Source organism: Limosilactobacillus pulli (assembly GCF_947381555.1).
GTDB classification, from domain to species: domain Bacteria; phylum Bacillota; class Bacilli; order Lactobacillales; family Lactobacillaceae; genus Limosilactobacillus; species Limosilactobacillus pulli.
The window spans coordinates 1-17,570 of record NZ_CANCWQ010000010.1 but is presented as its reverse complement, the minus strand read 5'-3'; the positions used below and the strand labels follow the sequence as shown (position 1 = coordinate 17,570).

19 protein-coding genes and 9 tRNA genes are annotated in these 17,570 nt (G+C 46.4%); 4 read left to right on the top strand and 24 right to left on the bottom strand.

Going from position 1 to position 17,570, the window contains the following annotated elements:
• Positions 1-17 precede the first annotated feature (17 nt).
• The 5 genes from QOS03_RS04560 to QOS03_RS04540 form a co-directional block, all read right to left on the bottom strand.
• Positions 18-2,162, bottom strand: a complete 2,145-nt coding sequence (locus QOS03_RS04560) for a penicillin-binding transpeptidase domain-containing protein (protein ID WP_283575494.1) — start codon at positions 2,160-2,162, stop codon at positions 18-20.
• Positions 2,162-2,533, bottom strand: a complete 372-nt coding sequence (gene ftsL2 / locus QOS03_RS04555) for a cell division protein FtsL (protein ID WP_283575493.1) — start codon at positions 2,531-2,533, stop codon at positions 2,162-2,164. Before ftsL2 ends, QOS03_RS04560 begins: the two co-directional genes overlap by 1 nt.
• Positions 2,534-2,557: 24 nt before the next feature.
• A complete protein-coding gene (rsmH, locus tag QOS03_RS04550; protein WP_272208303.1) occupies positions 2,558-3,502 on the bottom strand; it encodes a 16S rRNA (cytosine(1402)-N(4))-methyltransferase RsmH in 945 nt (314 codons plus the stop codon).
• Between the two features lie 23 nt (positions 3,503-3,525).
• Positions 3,526-3,954, bottom strand: coding sequence for a division/cell wall cluster transcriptional repressor MraZ (mraZ, locus tag QOS03_RS04545; RefSeq protein WP_283575492.1), 429 nt, complete (start codon positions 3,952-3,954; stop codon positions 3,526-3,528).
• 152 nt (positions 3,955-4,106) lie between these two features.
• On the bottom strand, positions 4,107-4,445 hold the full coding sequence (locus tag QOS03_RS04540; RefSeq protein WP_169462014.1) for a hypothetical protein: 339 nt from the start codon (positions 4,443-4,445) through the stop codon (positions 4,107-4,109).
• A gap of 123 nt (positions 4,446-4,568) precedes the next feature.
• Here QOS03_RS04540 and QOS03_RS04535 point away from each other — a divergent pair, with 123 nt between their 5' ends.
• Complete coding sequence (locus tag QOS03_RS04535) at positions 4,569-4,685, top strand: DUF4044 domain-containing protein (protein ID WP_006499693.1); 117 nt, start codon at positions 4,569-4,571, stop codon at positions 4,683-4,685.
• A gap of 81 nt (positions 4,686-4,766) precedes the next feature.
• On the opposite strand, the gene QOS03_RS04530 is transcribed toward QOS03_RS04535, so the two are convergent.
• The 3 genes from QOS03_RS04530 to QOS03_RS04520 all read right to left on the bottom strand — a co-directional run bounded on the left by QOS03_RS04530 (position 4,767) and on the right by QOS03_RS04520 (position 8,703).
• Positions 4,767-7,145, bottom strand: a complete 2,379-nt coding sequence (locus tag QOS03_RS04530) for an FtsK/SpoIIIE family DNA translocase (protein ID WP_283575491.1) — start codon at positions 7,143-7,145, stop codon at positions 4,767-4,769.
• Positions 7,146-7,167: 22 nt separating this feature from the next.
• Positions 7,168-7,677, bottom strand: a complete 510-nt coding sequence (locus QOS03_RS04525; RefSeq protein ID WP_169462016.1) for a tRNA (cytidine(34)-2'-O)-methyltransferase — start codon at positions 7,675-7,677, stop codon at positions 7,168-7,170.
• Positions 7,678-7,851: 174 nt separating this feature from the next.
• The gene (locus QOS03_RS04520; protein WP_283575490.1) at positions 7,852-8,703 is read right to left on the bottom strand and encodes a methyltransferase domain-containing protein; all 852 of its coding nucleotides are present in this window, start codon (positions 8,701-8,703) and stop codon (positions 7,852-7,854) included.
• A 94-nt stretch (positions 8,704-8,797) separates the two neighbouring features.
• On the opposite strand from QOS03_RS04520, the gene QOS03_RS04515 reads away from it, so the two are divergent.
• A complete protein-coding gene (locus QOS03_RS04515) occupies positions 8,798-9,829 on the top strand; it encodes a lactonase family protein (RefSeq protein WP_169462018.1) in 1,032 nt (343 codons plus the stop codon).
• Between the two features lie 31 nt (positions 9,830-9,860).
• On the opposite strand, the gene QOS03_RS04510 is transcribed toward QOS03_RS04515, so the two are convergent.
• Genes QOS03_RS04510 through QOS03_RS04500 form a run of 3 tightly spaced genes read right to left on the bottom strand, consistent with a single transcriptional unit; the run spans position 9,861 to position 12,256 of the window.
• Positions 9,861-10,772 carry an RluA family pseudouridine synthase gene (locus QOS03_RS04510; RefSeq protein ID WP_283575489.1) on the bottom strand — a complete coding sequence of 304 codons (912 nt, stop codon included), beginning with the start codon at positions 10,770-10,772 and terminating at the stop codon, positions 9,861-9,863.
• Positions 10,772-11,584: an NAD kinase gene (locus tag QOS03_RS04505; protein ID WP_283575488.1), complete on the bottom strand. Its 813-nt coding sequence runs from the start codon at positions 11,582-11,584 to the stop codon at positions 10,772-10,774. The genes QOS03_RS04510 and QOS03_RS04505 overlap by 1 nt, the downstream gene beginning before the upstream one ends.
• 3 nt (positions 11,585-11,587) lie before the next feature.
• Positions 11,588-12,256 carry a GTP pyrophosphokinase gene (locus tag QOS03_RS04500; protein WP_169462021.1) on the bottom strand — a complete coding sequence of 223 codons (669 nt, stop codon included), beginning with the start codon at positions 12,254-12,256 and terminating at the stop codon, positions 11,588-11,590.
• Between the two features lie 245 nt (positions 12,257-12,501).
• On the opposite strand from QOS03_RS04500, the gene QOS03_RS04495 reads away from it, so the two are divergent.
• Complete coding sequence (locus QOS03_RS04495; protein WP_169462022.1) at positions 12,502-13,140, top strand: DsbA family protein; 639 nt, start codon at positions 12,502-12,504, stop codon at positions 13,138-13,140.
• Here the strand turns inward: QOS03_RS04495 and QOS03_RS04490 are convergent.
• The 4 genes from QOS03_RS04490 to spxA form a co-directional block, all read right to left on the bottom strand.
• A complete protein-coding gene (locus tag QOS03_RS04490) occupies positions 13,137-13,598 on the bottom strand; it encodes a hypothetical protein (protein WP_283575487.1) in 462 nt (153 codons plus the stop codon). The genes QOS03_RS04495 and QOS03_RS04490 overlap by 4 nt on opposite strands.
• 174 nt (positions 13,599-13,772) lie before the next feature.
• Complete coding sequence (locus tag QOS03_RS04485) at positions 13,773-14,327, bottom strand: competence protein CoiA (RefSeq protein ID WP_283575486.1); 555 nt, start codon at positions 14,325-14,327, stop codon at positions 13,773-13,775.
• 91 nt (positions 14,328-14,418) lie between these two features.
• A complete protein-coding gene (locus QOS03_RS04480) occupies positions 14,419-15,135 on the bottom strand; it encodes an adaptor protein MecA (RefSeq protein ID WP_272208310.1) in 717 nt (238 codons plus the stop codon).
• Positions 15,136-15,296: 161 nt separating this feature from the next.
• A complete protein-coding gene (gene spxA, locus QOS03_RS04475) occupies positions 15,297-15,698 on the bottom strand; it encodes a transcriptional regulator SpxA (protein WP_283575485.1) in 402 nt (133 codons plus the stop codon).
• Positions 15,699-15,998: 300 nt separating this feature from the next.
• On the opposite strand from spxA, the gene QOS03_RS04470 reads away from it, so the two are divergent.
• Entirely contained in the window at positions 15,999-16,490 is a 492-nt protein-coding gene (locus QOS03_RS04470; protein ID WP_283575484.1) for a hypothetical protein, read from the top strand.
• A gap of 326 nt (positions 16,491-16,816) precedes the next feature.
• Here QOS03_RS04470 and QOS03_RS04465 read toward each other — a convergent pair.
• The 9 genes from QOS03_RS04465 to QOS03_RS04425 form a co-directional block, all read right to left on the bottom strand.
• Positions 16,817-16,892 (bottom strand) — tRNA-Asp (locus QOS03_RS04465).
• Between the two features lie 4 nt (positions 16,893-16,896).
• Positions 16,897-16,970: transfer RNA gene (locus QOS03_RS04460), tRNA-Met, on the bottom strand.
• A gap of 15 nt (positions 16,971-16,985) precedes the next feature.
• A tRNA-Glu gene (locus QOS03_RS04455) sits at positions 16,986-17,057 on the bottom strand.
• Between the two features lie 8 nt (positions 17,058-17,065).
• Positions 17,066-17,137: transfer RNA gene (locus QOS03_RS04450), tRNA-Glu, on the bottom strand.
• 4 nt (positions 17,138-17,141) lie between these two features.
• Positions 17,142-17,229 (bottom strand) — tRNA-Ser (locus QOS03_RS04445).
• A gap of 2 nt (positions 17,230-17,231) precedes the next feature.
• Positions 17,232-17,305, bottom strand: a tRNA-Ile gene (locus tag QOS03_RS04440).
• Between the two features lie 12 nt (positions 17,306-17,317).
• Positions 17,318-17,388 (bottom strand) — tRNA-Gly (locus QOS03_RS04435).
• Positions 17,389-17,414: 26 nt separating this feature from the next.
• A tRNA-Phe gene (locus tag QOS03_RS04430) sits at positions 17,415-17,487 on the bottom strand.
• 7 nt (positions 17,488-17,494) lie between these two features.
• A tRNA-Asp gene (locus QOS03_RS04425) sits at positions 17,495-17,570 on the bottom strand.

The following is a 17,570-nucleotide window of genomic DNA, read 5'->3' as shown; positions in this document are numbered from 1 at the left end:
TCAATTCTCTTATTGCTTTATTTTGCCTTGTAGCGTACTTGCAAGGATGCGCCCGCTTTAAGGGTCGTGTTGGCCTTAATGCTTTGTGAGACCGCATAGCCGCCACCAGTTGACTTCAACTTTAAGCCCATTAGTTGTGCAAAACGACTGACATCGGCCTGAGACCAGCCAGAGATGTCTGGCATCGTAACTTGACCACCTGTAAGCAAGAAGACGCGCTCATTGATAATCACACTGCTCCCCTGCTTGGCCGATTGTTCCTTAACCTTTTTGCCATTTCCCAAGACGACAACGTTCAGCTTTTTATTCTGCAGCTTTTTTTGTGCCGCTGTAGTACTCATCCCAACAACGTTTGGCAGCTTGACGACGCCTTGCTGCTTGGAATCCTTGGCAGCAGCTCGTTCCAAAAGCTGCTTGGTAACTGGATTGACCACATCAGCCATGTACTGTTCTGCCGCTTTGGTAATGTTTTGCGGCTGTTTCATCGTAATATAGACGATATATTTAGGGTTCTTAGCCGGTGCCATACCTACAAATGAGTACAGATAGTTCGTACTCCCCGTCTCATAACCATGCGAGCTCCCGATCTGAGCCGTCCCCGTCTTACCGGCGATCCGGTAGCCACTGATCTTGTACACCTGGCCGGTCCCATTTTTATTGTAGATGACGCCTTGCATATAGTGCCGAACCTTCTTGGCCGTTGTCTTGCTGATTGGCTGACCAACCGTTTTGGGCTTGGTCTTTTCAATCGTCTTGCCATCGCTGGCTACGATTTTTTTAATAAAGTACGGCTTAACCATCTTGCCGTTGTTGGCAATGGCTGAAAATGCCTGCATCATCTGCATCACGTTGACGGTAATTCCTTGACCAAATGCCGTGTTGGCTTGTTCCAAAGTTCCCTTATAGCTCGTATAGCCTTTGGATTCACCACTCATGCCATAGACACCAACGTTTTTCAGCAGGCCAAACTTCTCAATATATTTTTTCCAGGTAGCTGATCCCATATCCTGTTCGATATGAGCAAAGGCAACGTTACTAGAGCGATAGAACCCTTCCTTATATGTAATATTGCCCCAACCAGCCGTATTCCAATCAGTGATCTTGCCACCGCCAAGCTCCCAGGTTCCAGATTTGTAGACCGCCTCAGGATTGAAATTGCCTGAGTCAATAGCAGCTGCCAGTGCCAGCACCTTCATCGTCGATCCCGGTTCATAAGTATCCTGTACCAGAGCGTTTCGCCAGACTGGAGTTGATGAGTTGACATTGGGCCGCTGCGTTGCTGCCAGAATTTTTCCGGTCTTGGCTTCCATGACCACGGCCGTCATCGAGCTGGCCTGGGTTTCTTTTTCAACCTTGGTGATCAGCGTCTCAAGCTGTCGCTGGGTCCGATTGTCTAAAGTCGTGTAGATGTCGGCACCATCCTTGGCCGGCTTACCCTTGACCTGGCTGTCGGCTAACTGATAGCCATAGACGTCTTGTTTGATTTCTTTTAAGCCGTTCGTCCCGGTTAGATTCTTATTAAAATAGCTTTCCAGCCCCAGCCGACCAACCAGCTTGGACTGACCGGTCTTGACATTGGTCTTGGCCGTTGCCAGACCTATCAGCTGGCTGGCAAACTCGCCGGCTGGGTACTGACGAGCAGGCGTTGAGGTGAACTCTAATCCGGTGACGTGCTGAGCCTTGATCTTTTGCATCGTGCTGACTGAGATGCTGCTGCCAGCCGTACCAAATTCAACTTGATAGACGTTTTTGCGCTTTGGCGACATAATTGATAAGGCCTTTTTCTCAGTAATATCCAAATATTTGGCCAGCACCTTGGCCGCTTTTTTCTTATTGGTAACGTAATTGGGCTTACCCTTGGCGGTCAGGCTTTGATGACTTAGGATTGCCGTAACGGTATAGGTCTTGGTATCTTGAGCCAGCGCATTCCCTTGCGAGTCATAGATCGTACCACGCTTGGCTTCAATAATTCGTTTGGACGTGTACATGCGGCTGGCCATCGTCTGTAAATTACGATTCTGAACGTCCTTAGTTGATGCAATGACAAAAAAACGAACGACAAACAGAACAAAAATAAGGAAAAACGTTGCGAATAAGGCAATACCGAATGCTTTTCGATTTTTTTGATTCTTTCCAATCGTTCGTTGTTGTTGTTTCTTCATTACTTGTTAACGTTCCTTACGCTTGAATTTGCATCCGTGAGACCATATTTTTGCGCGATCTGGTCTAATCGCGATTGGCTGGTCAGCGTGGTAACTTCCTGCTGATCACTGACGTTCTGCTGTTTGACGTTGGCTACCCGCGTTTGCAGATTTTGCAGACGGTGCTGTTGATTAACGACTGACAGCTGCGTCGTTACGACCATAATCATCATTGAAAAAACGACTAGCGCACCAACGATCATCAGGGTCTTTTCAAAGGCCGAGAACGGCAAGCGCTGCTGATGTGACTTTACTTGTGGCGTCGGCTGATTAGGGCGCGGCGTCAATTGAGGCGTTGGTTGATTTAATTTTCTTGCCGCATTTGAGGCCATATAAAACACGTTCCTTACTGATTTCTACTTGACTTTTTCAATAATTCGCAGCTTTGCACTGTGCGAGCGATGATTGTCGTGCAGTTCTGCATCGCTTGGCAAAATTGGCTTTTTGTTTACCAATTTAAAATTAGGCTCCATGTCCGGTGGAACCACAGGCAAACCGGGTGGTAGTTCCGGCAATGATGCCTGTTCTTTAAACATCGTCTTGACCAGTCGATCCTCTAGTGACTGAAAAGTAATCACACTGATCCGACCACCAACGTTAAGCATCTCAAATGCCTGCTCCAAGGAATCTTCCAAGGCACCCAACTCATCATTGACTGCAATGCGAATTGCCTGAAAGCTTTTTTTGGCTGGATGGCCGCCATGCCGACGAGCAGCCGCCGGAATCGCACTTTTAACAACCTCAGCCAGCTCAAGCGTTGTCTTAATCGGTGCTTGTTGGCGCTGACGCTCGATAGCACGGGCAATTTGTTTGGCAAATTTTTCTTCGCCATAGCGATGCAGGATCTTGACCAGCCGCTCATATGGCCATTCATTGACAACTTCCATCGCGGAAAGGGCCTGGCTCTGATCCATTCGCATATCCAGCAATGCATCGTGCTGATAGCTAAAGCCTCGCTTGGCATCATCAAACTGGGGTGAAGAAACGCCCAAGTCATAGACAATCCCATCAAAGCTCGTTACGCCTTGAGCATTCAATGCCAATTTAAGATGACGAAAATTATCCTTAATAAAGGTTTCTCGACCAGCTTTTAAATAAGGTGCCAAATGCTCTTGGTTATAGTCAATCGCGGTCTGATCCTGGTCAAAAGAATACAGATGCCCCGTCGTTAGCTGTTTTAAAATTGCCTCACTGTGACCGCCACCACCAAGCGTTGCATCAACGTAGACGCCGGCTGGCTTAACATTCAAGCCGGCAACTGCTTCGTTGAGCAGCACCGTTACGTGGTTGAATTCAGTCATTAATATACCTCCTTTCCGACAAGCTACAGATCGAAGTCAAGATCTTCGGCAAGCTGGTCAAAATTGGCAGCTGTATTGTCCATATACTGTTGCCAGCGTTCTTTGTCCCAGATTTCCAAATGTTCCGATACTCCAACGATCGTGCACTGTTTATTTAAAGCAGCATGCTGTCGCAGTGCTATTGGCAAATTGATCCGTCCTTGCTTATCGAACTGGCATTCGGTCGCCGCAGCATACAAAAAACGCACGAAGGCTCGTGCATTACGTTTCGTCATTGACAACGACTTTAATCTTGTTTCCAATTCATGCCAGACACTGAGCGGATAGCCAGTCAGGCAGCCATCCAGGCCACGCGTAACGACAAAGCCTTCGCCCAGCTGCGAACGAAATTTTGCGGGGATGATCAGACGACCTTTATCGTCAATCGTATGTTCATATTCACCCATGAACATACCAATCCCCCCTTTTGGACCAATGTTACAGATACAGTCTACCACAATCCCCCACCACTCACCATGGATTTTAATAATTTTGTACAACCTAAAAAGCCGCTGTCTCTTGGATGGAGACAACGGCTCGATTTAAGTGATTCCTTGACGATTTTCTAAACAACCGGCAGATACGATCCGGTCAAAGAAACCAAAAAGGCAGCGATTGAAATAACCAGCGTTACTCGCCAAAAGGCTGGCCAATACTGACGATAGATAAACTGATGAGCGGCCGTCAGCTGCAAAATAATCAAAGCAATTCCCGCAATCATCCAGACAATCAAAACATAACAATACCAATAAAAACCCAAGTTCCAAAAACTGAGGATCATTAAAAGCACCGCCCACAACCAGGCAGCCCTTTTATGCGGCAGCTTGAACAGCCTAATCGTCAGCTGTTCCAACAGTCCATATCCGATCAAGATGATGAACTCCATGATCAATTGTCGTACCATTCAAAACTGCCTCCGATAAAATTAGTTAAGTTTAATTCTAACACAGATCAACACCAAATTTGAATTTGCGTGATAAGATGTGTAAACTGAAAAGGATAAATTGAAAGGCGGGATAAAATACCGATGCAACGCAAGAAAAAGACCCGATTCCAAAAAATCACTATGGTTGCCGTTTGGCTAATGCTGATCGCAATGCTGGGTTCTCTGATTCTAGGGGCCGTTGCCTCACTTGGCTTCTAAGCTTAGTCATCATAGACTTAACATAGAAATCTTTAAATAGGCACAAAAAAGAGGCTCGACATCAACGTCGAGGCCTCTTTTTTATTGAATTGGCTGATCCGGCTTTTTATAAACCTCACGTGGCTTAGAACCATTGGCCGGGCCGATATAGCCCCGCTGCTCCATGTCATCAATGATGCGGGCCGCCCGATTATAGCCAATCCGGAAACGTCTTTGAATCAATGACGTTGAGGCTTTTTGCTCACGAGCCACAAACTCGAGTGCCTCGCCAAACAGCTCGTCTTCATCGGCTGTTTGTTCTTCTTCTTGAATTTCGGCATCACTAACCATCATTTGATCATCATATTCAGCCGGCCGCTCATTTTTAATGAAATCAACGACTGACTCAACGTCATGATCCGAGATGAAAGCTCCTTGAATTCGAATCGGCTTGTTTTGATCGATTGGTTCAAACAGCATGTCACCGCGTCCAAGCAGTTTTTCAGCCCCATTGGTATCGATAATCGTTCGTGAGTCAACCCCGCTGGAAACGGCAAAGGCAATTCGTGAAGGAACGTTGGCCTTGATCAGACCGGTAATGACGTCAACGCTGGGCCGCTGCGTTGCCAGAATCATATGGATCCCAGCTGCTCGCCCCATCTGTGCGATTCGGACGATGGCATCTTCTACATCTTTGGAAACAGTCATCATCAAGTCAGCCAGCTCATCAACGATTACCAAAATCAAGGGCATCGTTGGCTGCTGCTCGTTGGGATCGGAATGCTGCTGATTTTCTTTTTCAACCAGCCGATTATACCCATCCAGGTTACGGACGCCCAATGTTGCAAATAATTCATAGCGACGCTCCATCTCAGCAACAACCTTGCCCAGCGCACGCGCCGCTTTTTTTGGTTCAGATACGACTGGACTGAGCAGGTGTGGAATGCCATTATAAACGCTCAACTCAACTTTTTTAGGATCGATCATCAGCATCTTGACCTGGCTCGGTTTAGTCTTCAGTAAAATACTGGTAATGATCACGTTGATGGCCACCGACTTCCCACTCCCAGTAGCACCGGCAATCAAAAGATGCGGCATTTTCGTAAGGTCTGCCGTCATAACCTGACCAGTAACCGTACGACCAAGCGGCACGTCAAGCGGTCGATCATCATGCGGTGCAGCTTCAATCATGTCACGAAAACCCACTGTAGCAATCTGCTGGTTGGGCACCTCGATTCCAATCAAAGACTTGCCAGGGATCGGTGCCTCAATTCGAATATCCCTGGCTGCCAGGGCCAGGGCCAGGTCATCGGCCAGATTTGTGATGCGACTGACTTTAACCCCGACTGCCGGACGCAACTCATATTTAGTTACAGACGGGCCGAGGTTCACGTTTTCAACCGTCGCCTCAACGCCGAATGATTTCAGCGTATCCTGCAGCTTTTGCGTATTTGACTTGATTGAGTCAAGATCTGCGCTTTGATCAGTTGGCTTTACCTTGCTCAAGAGATCAAGCGGCGGGAACTGATAGTCTTGATCCTCTTTGGCATCCGCATTGTTCAACGTCAGTTCGACATCGACTGGCAGCTTGGCATCAGTTGACCTTGATCGCTCATTTTCACTGGCTACTGTAATCCGTGGCTCAGCGATATCAGATCCATGCTCAGCATTTTGCTCAGTGCGTGACTGACCAAGCTCAAATTCTGGCAGTGCTCGCGCTTGGCGATGTTCAGCAATCGGCTCTGGCAAATCTTTTTCAATCATTGCCTTCCCTGGTATGTTGGCATGCTGCTCTTTTAGATGTTTCTGGCGTTCTTTTTGATGCTGGGCCTGACGCTTTTGGCGATCATCATTTAATTGATGCAGCCGTTCTTTCAGCTGACTCAGTGCTTGACCAATTGCCAGCCGCAGCTTTTGGACCGGTAGATTAAAAAAGATCACGAATCCTACAATCATCAATAAAACAGCCGCTGCCTTGGTTCCAGTGCTGCCCAGCAAATAGCCGCTGGCAGAATATAATGCCGCACCCAGCATCCCACCACCAATCGGCATACTGGAATCATCGTTTAAAACGGCTTCAGTCAAGCTGCTCCACGTTTGATTCCAAAAGTCGCTGTGCCGTCCCAGCTGATCGAACATCTGCGCGTGCAGCATCAGCAACAGCCCCAGATAAAAAATCATCGTTCCCCAGATCCAGCGCTTTTTAAAATGCGGCCATTGGGCATAAATCGTCAGTCCCAGACTATATAAAATCACGATTACCATCAGCAGCGGATAGCTTTGACCAACTAAGATTTTAAAGACATCCTGCACACCGGTTCCTAAAATTCCCAGCTTAAACAGGCCGGTCAGCGTCAATAAAATGATAGCCAGACCGCTCAGACTGCGAATGGCTCGCTCGTCTCGCGCTGGCTTTTTGGTACGCCGCTTAGCAGCCGTTTTGTTGGAACGACGCCGTGTCACAGTTTTTTTGCGAGCCATGCAAATCCTCCTTTATCCCTGATTATTTCAGCTTATCGTCTGAATAGCGATGTACACGCGCCAGTTTCGGAAATCCTTGTTGACGCAGCGCCTCATAAATAACGATTGCCGCACTGTTGGAAAGATTAAGCGCGCGAATGTTATTGTCATCTTGTGGAATCCGAATACAGTTTTGCGGATAGCGCCGCATAAACGGTTCCGGCAGCCCTGTCGTTTCCTTGCCAAACAAAAAGTAATGGTCGCCTGGCAAACGATAGTCAACTTCAGTATAGTCGCGTTCGGCAAACTTAGAAACCAGATACAATCGATCAAGATCTTCAATTGTTTCCATAAAGCTGGGCAGATCATCATGATAGACCACTTTAACCTTGTCCCAATAATCCAAACCAGCCCGTTTCATATGTTTGTCGTCCGTTGAAAAACCAAGGGGCTTGACCAAATGCAGGATCGTATCGGTGCCGGCACAGGTTCTGGCAATATTGCCGGTGTTAGCAGGAAACAAGGGTTCAAACAGTACAATGTGATTAGTCATATTCACTCTCCTAAAAAAGGCAATAAAAAAAGCAGGGTCTCGGTGTGGGCACGGCGAAACGCTGCTTTAATGAAGTACTCTTTGACCAATGCCAACGACGCAAATCGATGTCCTCGGCCAAACGATTTCTATAAAACAATATACTCCCATCACTTAAAAAAAACAATAAAATAATCAAACTTTTTTACCGATCAGTAAGCTGACGTCAACCGTAACTTGTTTTAATGACGATAAATCGCTTTCATTCAATTTTTTGGCATTGCGTCCCCAATGCAGCGGCGACATCTCTACTAAATCCCCTTGCAGTCCTGCCGGAATTTCAAACTGATATTGAATCGGTATAATGCGAGCATCTTTATAATGCTGCTTGAAGCGCTTGACAACCGGCGTATTGTCATAAGCGGCATGCTGGTCGTTAAGCTCATACAAAAGATGCCGCAGCTCAATCAGATAGTTAGCATTAGGAATAATCTTTAAGAGCTGACCACCAGGCTTGAGAATGCGATCAAACTCCCGGTAATCGGATGGTGAAAAAAGCTCCATCACCTGATCAAACGATTCATCAGCAAATGGTAGGCGTCTAAGATCCGCTACACAAAAGAACAGATTGCCCGAAAGCTGCGTAGCCAGTTGGATGCCGGCCTTAGAAATATCAAAACCAATTGCGGCATCCTGCTGTCCACGTAAATCTCCCAATTGAGCCAGTGGCGTTCCTTCACCCGTGCCAACATCCAAAATCGTCTGTGATTCATCTGGCAGCTCGGCATTGATCTGTTCAAGCATTGGCAGGAATAGCCCCGCATTAAGCATACGGCGTCTTGACTCAAACATCGTCCGATCATAGTCGGTACCATTGCCGTTATTTAAAAAATAAAGGTAGCCATGCTTGTTGAAGTCAATCGCATGTCCCTGCTCACAGACCAGACTGTTTTCAAAAACGCCTTTGATCGGCGCCTGGCAGACCGAACAGCGAAACAGCTGCCGATGAGCGTTGACCCATTGCCTTTTGATTGCTACTTTTTTCATATTTGCTCCCTTCGATTTGCTCATGATTTCTCAATCCTAAGCGTACAGTTTCTGCTATTATATAAGTGTATATTTTTTTAAGGAGGGCTTCGTTTTGACTGAAGACTTTTTAATTGGAACCTACACCAGTAAATCCAGCCAAGGAATTTATGGCGTAACTTTAGATACTGAAAAAGAAGAACTGACCAACGTACGCCTGGTAGCTGCCTCTGGTAAGCCGGCCTACCTGCAATATGGCGCACAAAAACGGCTGTATGCCTTGAAGCAGGATGGTGAGCTGGGTGGCGTGGCATCCTATGATCTGTCTGGTGACACGGCCAAACTGATTGATGCCAAATTGGAAAAAGGACCTACGCCAGCCTACATTGGTGTTGACGACCATCGTCATCTGCTGTTTTCGGCCAATTACCACACCGGTGAGCTGAAAGTCTTTAAAATTGCTGAAGATGGCAAGCTGACTCAAACCGATTCTGTCGTTCACCAAGGGGAAACCGGTCCCCAGCCTGAACAAGACGCACCACACGTTCATTATATCGACTTGACGCCGGACAATCGTCTCATCGTCTGTGATCTGGGGATGGACCTGGTTGTTGTCTATGACGTAACCGATGACGGTAAGCTGACGGCGGCATCACGCTATCAGTTTGAACCAGGCTTTGGTACGCGCCACCTGGTCTTCCATCCAAATGGCAAGATCGTCTATGTGCTGGGCGAATTAAGCAGCAAGCTGGCCGTAATGCGCTACAACGCCGCAGACGCCTCGCTGACGCATCTGCAGACCATCAAGACCATTCCTGCCGACTGGACTGCCCACAATGGTGCGGCGGCTATTCATATTTCTGCTGATGGACGCTTCGTCTACACATCCAACCGTGGTGAAAATACGATTGCCGTTTTTGCAATCCAGCCTGACTTTACGGTGGCTCACATTCAGTCAATCAGCACGGAAGGCGACTTCCCACGCGATTTTGAATTGAGCCATGACGATGCCTATCTGGTTGGCTCAAATCAAAACAGCGACAACCTGACGCTGTACAGGCGCGATGCCAAATCCGGGATGCTGACGCTGTTGCAAAAAGATGTTGCCTGCCCAGAACCGGTTTGCGTCAAACGCTGGCCTAAGTAGTTTCAAACGAATCAATAAATAAACGGGGTGCCTAATCAGCGTCCCGTTTATTTATTGACTCAACTTTTTCAATTGCCGTCTTCATATCACTTGGCATAGGCGCGTTCAATTCAATCTGCCGACCCAAAAACGGACTGTAAAAGCTCAGCCACTGACAATGCAATGCCTGACGATCCATGACGGCCGGTCCGCCATACATAACATCCCCCAGCAACGGATGATTCAGATAGCTGAAATGAACCCGAATCTGGTGCGTACGTCCCGTATGCAGCCGAATCTTGACAATTGAAGCCTGATCAGTTGCATGTGTCAGCCAGTATTCAGTTACCGCTGCCTTGCCATCCAAGCCAACCTGTCTTTTTACGAATGACTCTGGATCACGCTGAATCGGTGCATCAATATAGCCGTGAGCAATCGTGATACGACCACTGACCAAAGCCACGTACTCTTTTTTAACCGTATGATGCTTGAGCTGATCATCTAAAACGGCATGGGCAAAACGATGCTTGGGAAAAACCACCAGGCCACTGGTATCCTTGTCCAGACGCGTAGCGACATGAGTAACCTGATTTTCATATCCCTGTTTTTGGTAATAGTACTTAACACGATTGACCAAGCTGTCTTGAACGGCTACGTTATGAGCCGGTACCGTTGCCACTCCGGCTGCCTTATTGATTATCAAGAAATCGCGATCCTCGTAGGCAATCTCAAATGGTGCCTGACAAGCCGGTACATGATCATTGGGAACCTCAGGCGGCAATTCAATAGCAAAGCGATCACCTGGCTCGACCAGATCAATGGCCCATTTTGGCTCATGATTGATCGTCATTTGTCCGCCATGAAAAATCGCAACCTTGATTAAAGAACTGGTAACGCCACGCTGCTTTAAAGCCGAGCGCAGCTTAATCGGTTGATTGCCAGTATAGACCCAGGCAAACTCCATTATTGGATCCCCCCAATAAACGAATCCTTGACCCGATCCCAAAAGTTGGTGTGCCGATACTTGGCAAAGCGGATTACCTTATCGGAGACGCGATATGAAACATCAATCAGACGACGATCTTGCGTATCCATCATAATCTGATCACGATCGCAGCTCAAAACCGTTCCTGAGTCATCGGGCAATCGCAAGGTCAGCTTGGTATCCGAGCCAAATACAACCGGTGAGCCCAGCGTCCGAAACACACGATTGTTCAATGAAGCCATTTCGCCCAGCTGAAAGCCAATAATCCGCGGATCCAGAATTGCCCCGCCTACTGATTTATTGTAGGCCGTCGATCCGGTTGGCGTGGAAATAACCAATCCATCACCACGGAAACGCTCAAACAGCTGGTTATTGATATAGACGTCACAAACCATGGTCTTAACTATATTGCGCAGCGTTGACTCGTTTAGTGCTACGCGACGCTCAACCTCGCCATCATCGTAGGTGGCGCTCATTTCCAACAGTGGGTAGCTGACGGATTGACCACTGTCGTTTTGCAAACTTTCAACCAAGTCCTCAACTTCAAAATTACGCCAATCAGTATAAAAGCCCAGATGTCCGGTATGGATCCCCACGAAGCGAATCGTTGACAGACGATCCTCATAATGATGAAAAGCCGAGATCAGCGTGCCATCGCCGCCAATTGTGATGACGATGTCTGGCTGCTGGTCATCATAAGTAATTGCGGTCTCTTCTTCCAGACGATTCAGCAACAGCTTGCGCACCCGCAGCGATTCTGGTGACTCATAGTTAAAAATGGCTACCCGCATTGATCAATCCGCTCCTTTTTTATCTTCCAGCGAAGCATTCAGCAATTCGTCAGGCGCCTGCTTGCGACCAAACAGCGTCTGCGCCTCTTGAATCTCTTCTCTGATCTCCGACATTTCCTCATCCAGTTTAAAAGCCGCCTCGGCCGCGCGCTGTAAGCGATCAGAAAGCTCCTTGGGAAAGGCGCCCTGATATTTATAGTTTAATGAATGCTCGATCGTGGCCCAAAAGTTCATGGCCAGTGTCCGAACCTGAATCTCTGCCAATACCTTTTTTTCGCCGGTAACCAGCTGAACCGGATACTCGATTACGATATGATACGACCGATAGCCGCTTGGCTTAACGTTGGTTACGTAGTCACGCTCTTCTAGAATCGTCATATCATTGCGCTGGCGAAGCAAATCAACGACTTGATAAATGTCCTCGACAAATTGACACATGATTCGCAAACCAGCAATATCTTGCATGTCTTGTTCCAAACGCTCTTCTAAGACATGCCGCCGTACCATTTTTTCTTTAATACTGTCAACTGGCTTAACGCGGCCAGTAACAAATTCAATCGGCGAATGCTGATCTTGATCCTGGAATTGTTTGCGCATGCCCCGCAGCTTGACCTTTAATTCATTGACGGCTTGCTGATAAGGTAATAAAAAATGCTGCCAATCTTCAATCATTGCAATCCCACTTCCTTGACAATCTCTGTTTATTTTATCATAGTTTAGCCATGACTTAACCAAAGACTATCGGGTTCAAGAATGAAATCAAGATTTTACAAATCCCTTGATCTGTCAGATGCTTGATCAAAATCATTTTATTTGATGATCAGCTCAAAACAGATCACTTTACATCTTGCACTTTCTTTGTAAAAATAACATTGTTCAATCATCGATTATTCTGTAATGAACAGGAGGAGCAGCCAATGCTCGAAATTCATCTTTTTGTTAATCCATTAGGCATGCGCTGTTTTTGCTGCGAACAGGATGTTTTGCGCATTGACCAAGAACTGCGCACCAAAGTCAACTATCAGTTCGTTCCATTGTTTAACATGGAAACCATTCAGCAGACCATGGAGCTCTATCACTTAAACGTCCATGATCTAAGTGTTCGGCAGCAGACTTCGGCTACGCTTTACCAGATTATCTTGGATTATAAAGCAGCACTGTTTCAAGGACGCAAACGTGGCCGTCACTATCTGCTCAGGCTTCAGTCGGCACTAATTAACGACGGGCTTGACTACTCAGAAGCACTCGCCAAAAAGATTGCTCGGCAGGCTCAGCTTGATTTGGACATGTTCTGGGAAGATCGTAAGTCGGAACTGGCAGTCAAAGCCTTTAAAAAAGACCAGTACATGGCTGACGAAATGGGTGTTACCCAAACGGCTACGGCAGTTGTTTTTGATTCTGAGCAACCGGTCTATGGGTTTATGATCAACAATTTTGATTATGAATCGCTGATTGAGTCCTATCGCAGTCATCAGCTCTGCTTGCATCAAACTCCCCAAGAATTTGCTCAAAGCTATAACGACAAGCACCATCAGTCAACATTACGTATCCTTTAGATATTTGCCAGCTGCTTTAGGTAGCCCAGCTTGTGCTCATAGCTTTTAAACCATCGTGGCCGTTGAATTATTTTTACCTGAGTCTGACATCGAATAATCCCTGCCAAGGCCAATTCTTGAGTATAGCAAGCCAATAAGCGATGCCGTACCAGATTGATCTGAGCCGGGCTGAGGCATGGCAATGGCAGCCATTTTACGCTCTGATTCAATAAATCATACCATTCCGACCAGCTCCAGCCTTGACCAAGGGTGCACTGCTCAAGGCTTAAAATCACGGATACTCGCCACTCTAATGGTGACTCAGCCATTAGGTCCCATTGTGGATGCGTATCATGAGCAACCAGCGGACAAGTACTGAGGGTGCCATGTCCCATTAAATAGGCTTGATCAGCCAGTCTACGCAGTCGTGGCGCTGCAAAATAGACTTGCCGCTGCAGCTGTCTGGTTTGTTGTATCAATACTTGCCAAACATCTTGAGAGGCTGGGAATTAACTTAACCTCTTAACTACGTATGGATAATAATACCTTAGCGCAGTAGCTGGCTAGCAGTTTAAACACTGATAAATCAGCATTTGACCGACCTAGCCATCCTTGCGGAGGTTCGAAGGCAAACTCCGAAAATCGGTTGCAAGCTAATTTTCGGAGTTTTTTCTCACTCTCTTTCTTTGATAGTTGGGCTGCTGACGACTTAAATCCCAAAACGGCAAAGTCAGCTGCTGCTCGTGCCATTGCAGAAACTGAGCCGCTTTATACGGGCGCAGCTGATGCGCATAGGTTGGCCCCAAAAACCAGCGATAGGCAATTCCCAGCTTGGCATATCCTTGATTACGCTCGATCAGACGTTTCACGCTCAGTGGACTGCATTGAAACTCAATTGCTATCCACTGATCATTAATTCTGGTTAAGACATCCGGTCGCTGCCTGACGGTGGGCAAATAAACCTCTGAATAGCTGGACCATCCTTGCAGGGCAAGCCATCTCTCAATTTGGTGCTTACCCAGTTGGTGAATGATGGTTTCGTTGGCATCGCATCTGCTCTTGGCATAATGAGCAAAATATGGGCGATGGTCGCTGCCTTGACATAGATGGACTCTTTGACCACAGTCGGGGCAATAATATGTCCGTTGCGTTTTTTTAACTTCATTTTGCGCCCAAACCAATTGATCATTCCACAAAGCGGTCTGCATGATTACACCTCCACTTTGCTATATGTCAAAAAACAATTGCTGGCATTAAAAAAGCTGAATCATTGAAACAATTCAATGACTCAGCCTTTTGTTAATCAAAATACGTTCTTACCAATTCCAAAGCTGCCTGTTTCATCAGTGGTTTGCCATGCTCTAGGATAACGTCTGGCGTCAGGTTGGTTTTTTGTCCATATTCATAGGCTAAAGCAAGCTGATCCTTTAGCTGCTGTGAAGACAATGAGCCATCGTCAATAAAGGTCAGCAGCAAATAGTCACTGTCTTGATAGCGATAAAGATCAGATACCGCATAGATATTGCCTTGTGCAAGCTTTGCCAATGCAATCAGGTCCTCAAAATCATCAATTCGCAAAACACAGACGTTTTTTTCAATGTCTGGATTGGCAATTGCTTCCTCAGGCTCATCGCCAGCAGCTGAATTTGTTTGTTGGTCGTGAGCTGTCTGCGGTTCTTGACGATCTCTACCAACCAGTTCTTTTTTGATCAGGTTCGTGATTTGATCTTGGTCCAGTGGCGGCTGTCCGGTAGGCGTTCCCTTTTTTAGGCTGGCCGGATCGGTTTTGGTAATATATAGCTCTAAACCGTCTTGTTGGGGACGAACCTGAAATGTAACCAGATCATTGTCTTGGAATTGATGCTCGGCATCAACCTCTTCCAGAATGCTGTAAAAGAAGTCTTCAATCTGTTGATTGTGATTCAGCAAATCAAGTACGGTGATACCACGCTCATTTAAATCTTCATTGTTGAGCAGTACGCGAATCGTATTTTCGTTAATGCGTTTCATTTCCATAAGCATCGCGCCCCCTTTGATTCGCTAATTTCTTATCCGATCGTTATGACCTTTAAAACCGAAAAGCCGAACGATGTCAAATGTCTATTTTTCATTATATCATTCTTTTTCCAGTAACTGTTCGATTAAAAAATAAAGGCGACGAAAAAATCGCCACCCCTTTAAAACAGATTTGCCTTACGACGTGCTTCTGCCAGTTCCAGTGCCCGTACCTCACGTGGCAAGAAACGACGAATCTCGTCTTCGTTGTATCCAATCTGTAATCTTTTATCATCCATAATGATTGGTCGTCTCAGTAGACCTGGATTTTTGCGAATCAAATCATAGAGCTCGGTCATCGACATTTCATCCAAATTAACGTTTAAGCTTTGATAAGCCTTAGAGCGTTTTGAGATAATGTCTTCTGTGCCGTTTTCAGTCATTCGCAAAATATTTTTTACCTCATCCATACTCAAAGGTTCAGAAAAAATGTTGCGCTCGGTTAAAGGAATACCATGTTCCTTTAACCAGGCCCGCGCCTTACGGCAAGATGTGCAACTTGGAGACGTGTATAGTGTAACCATTTGTTGGGCCTCCTTTAAATCAAAAACATGTTTAACCTTGATCACTCCATAAACAATTATAACCTATTTTAGAATGATTTTGAACCACTGCAAGGAATTTTCTTGACTTTTTGTAAGTAAAATTTTTGTCGATCACTATCTATACTAATCGGTAGTCAAGATTAATCTGCCATTAAAAGATATACATTTTCAATAAAAATGGTCATCAATGATTAATTAATTGTGCTTTCTAACTCGTTATTCCCAATTACTGTTAATCAGCGGTATAATTAAGACAATTAAGATAAGGAGGAGACACTTATGCTTTCACAAATCAGTTTTACTTTTGGCTCCATGCCAGTTCTACTCGATATCGTAAAGAAACACCCAGATCGTGATTTTCGGCTGCTGCAAGCAAACGGCGACAACAGCAAACTGGCCTTGTTTGATCTATCGGGCAAGCCAAGCATTTTTCAAAGTCCGATTACCTTAGAGTCCTTATACAGCGTCGGTAATGACAAGTTTAAAGGAATTTTACATTTTGAGTCTTTTGAGCTTGGTGCAGACGATCGGAACCTGTTACGCAAGCAGGCTAAGCTGGCTCTTGACAGTGCCGATCATTCCAAGATGACGACTGGCTACATGTTCTCACGTCCTGATCAAACCAATGCAACAATTTTAGTTACTACCTGGACTAATGCCGATGCGATTGATGAGTGGACCAGCAGTGCCGACTTTGCACCAATTGCCGGTTACATGGATCACAGTCCACGCAGCGTCTACTACTACGAAGATTATCGTCCAGCTGAATAAAGAAAATGCAATGCATTGTCTGCATTGCTCTTTTATTTTATATGGGTCTACACTATCTGGTATTGGTGATCGCCAATGCCAGATTTTTTCGTAAAAAAAGAGGGCAAAAGCTGTCCCCTTTGACGTTAAGATTCGTAACGTTATCAAGGCACAGTTGTCTTACCCGATCTCTCGCTGCCCTTACTGCGGTTTTGAGACCGTTATTAAAAATGGCGCACAACTCACACGCATCTGCTAATTTCGAAGCAAGGCATCACTCTTCACCAATGTGGACAAAGGTCAAAAATAAAAAGCATTCCGCCATCCTGACAGAATACTTTCAAAGACGGTCCGTACGAGACTCGAACTCGTGATCTCATCCGTGACAGGGATGCGTCCTAACCAAAACTAGACCAACGGACCAAAATTGCGGGGGCTGGATTTGAACCAACGACCTCCGGGTTATGAGCCCGACGAGCTACCAGGCTGCTCTACCCCGCGATAATTAAAATAAAGTGACCCATGCGGGATTCGAACCCACGATACCAGCGTGAAAGGCTGGTGTCTTAACCGCTTGACTAATGGGTCATTACAAGTGACCCGTGCGGGATTCGAACCCACGATACCAGCGTGAAAGGCTGGTGTCTTAACCACTTGACTAACGGGTCATAACGGAGAATGAGAGATTCGAACTCTCGCGCCGCTTTCGCGACCTACACCCTTAGCAGGGGCGCCTCTTCAGCCACTTGAGTAATTCTCCAATGGGTCTAAGTGGACTCGAACCACCGACCTCACGCTTATCAGGCGTGCGCTCTAACCAACTGAGCTATAGACCCATATATTACAAAAGCGGGTAACGAGAATCGAACTCGCGACAACAGCTTGGAAGGCTGTGGTTTTACCACTAAACTATACCCGCATTAAGCTAATGCTTAATTGCTTTAATGGCGCGGGACGGAATCGAACCGCCGACACACGGAGCTTCAATCCGTTGCTCTACCAACTGAGCTACCGAGCCATATAAACGGTCCGTACGAGACTCGAACTCGTGATCTCATCCGTGACAGGGATGCGTCCTAACCAAAACTAGACCAACGGACC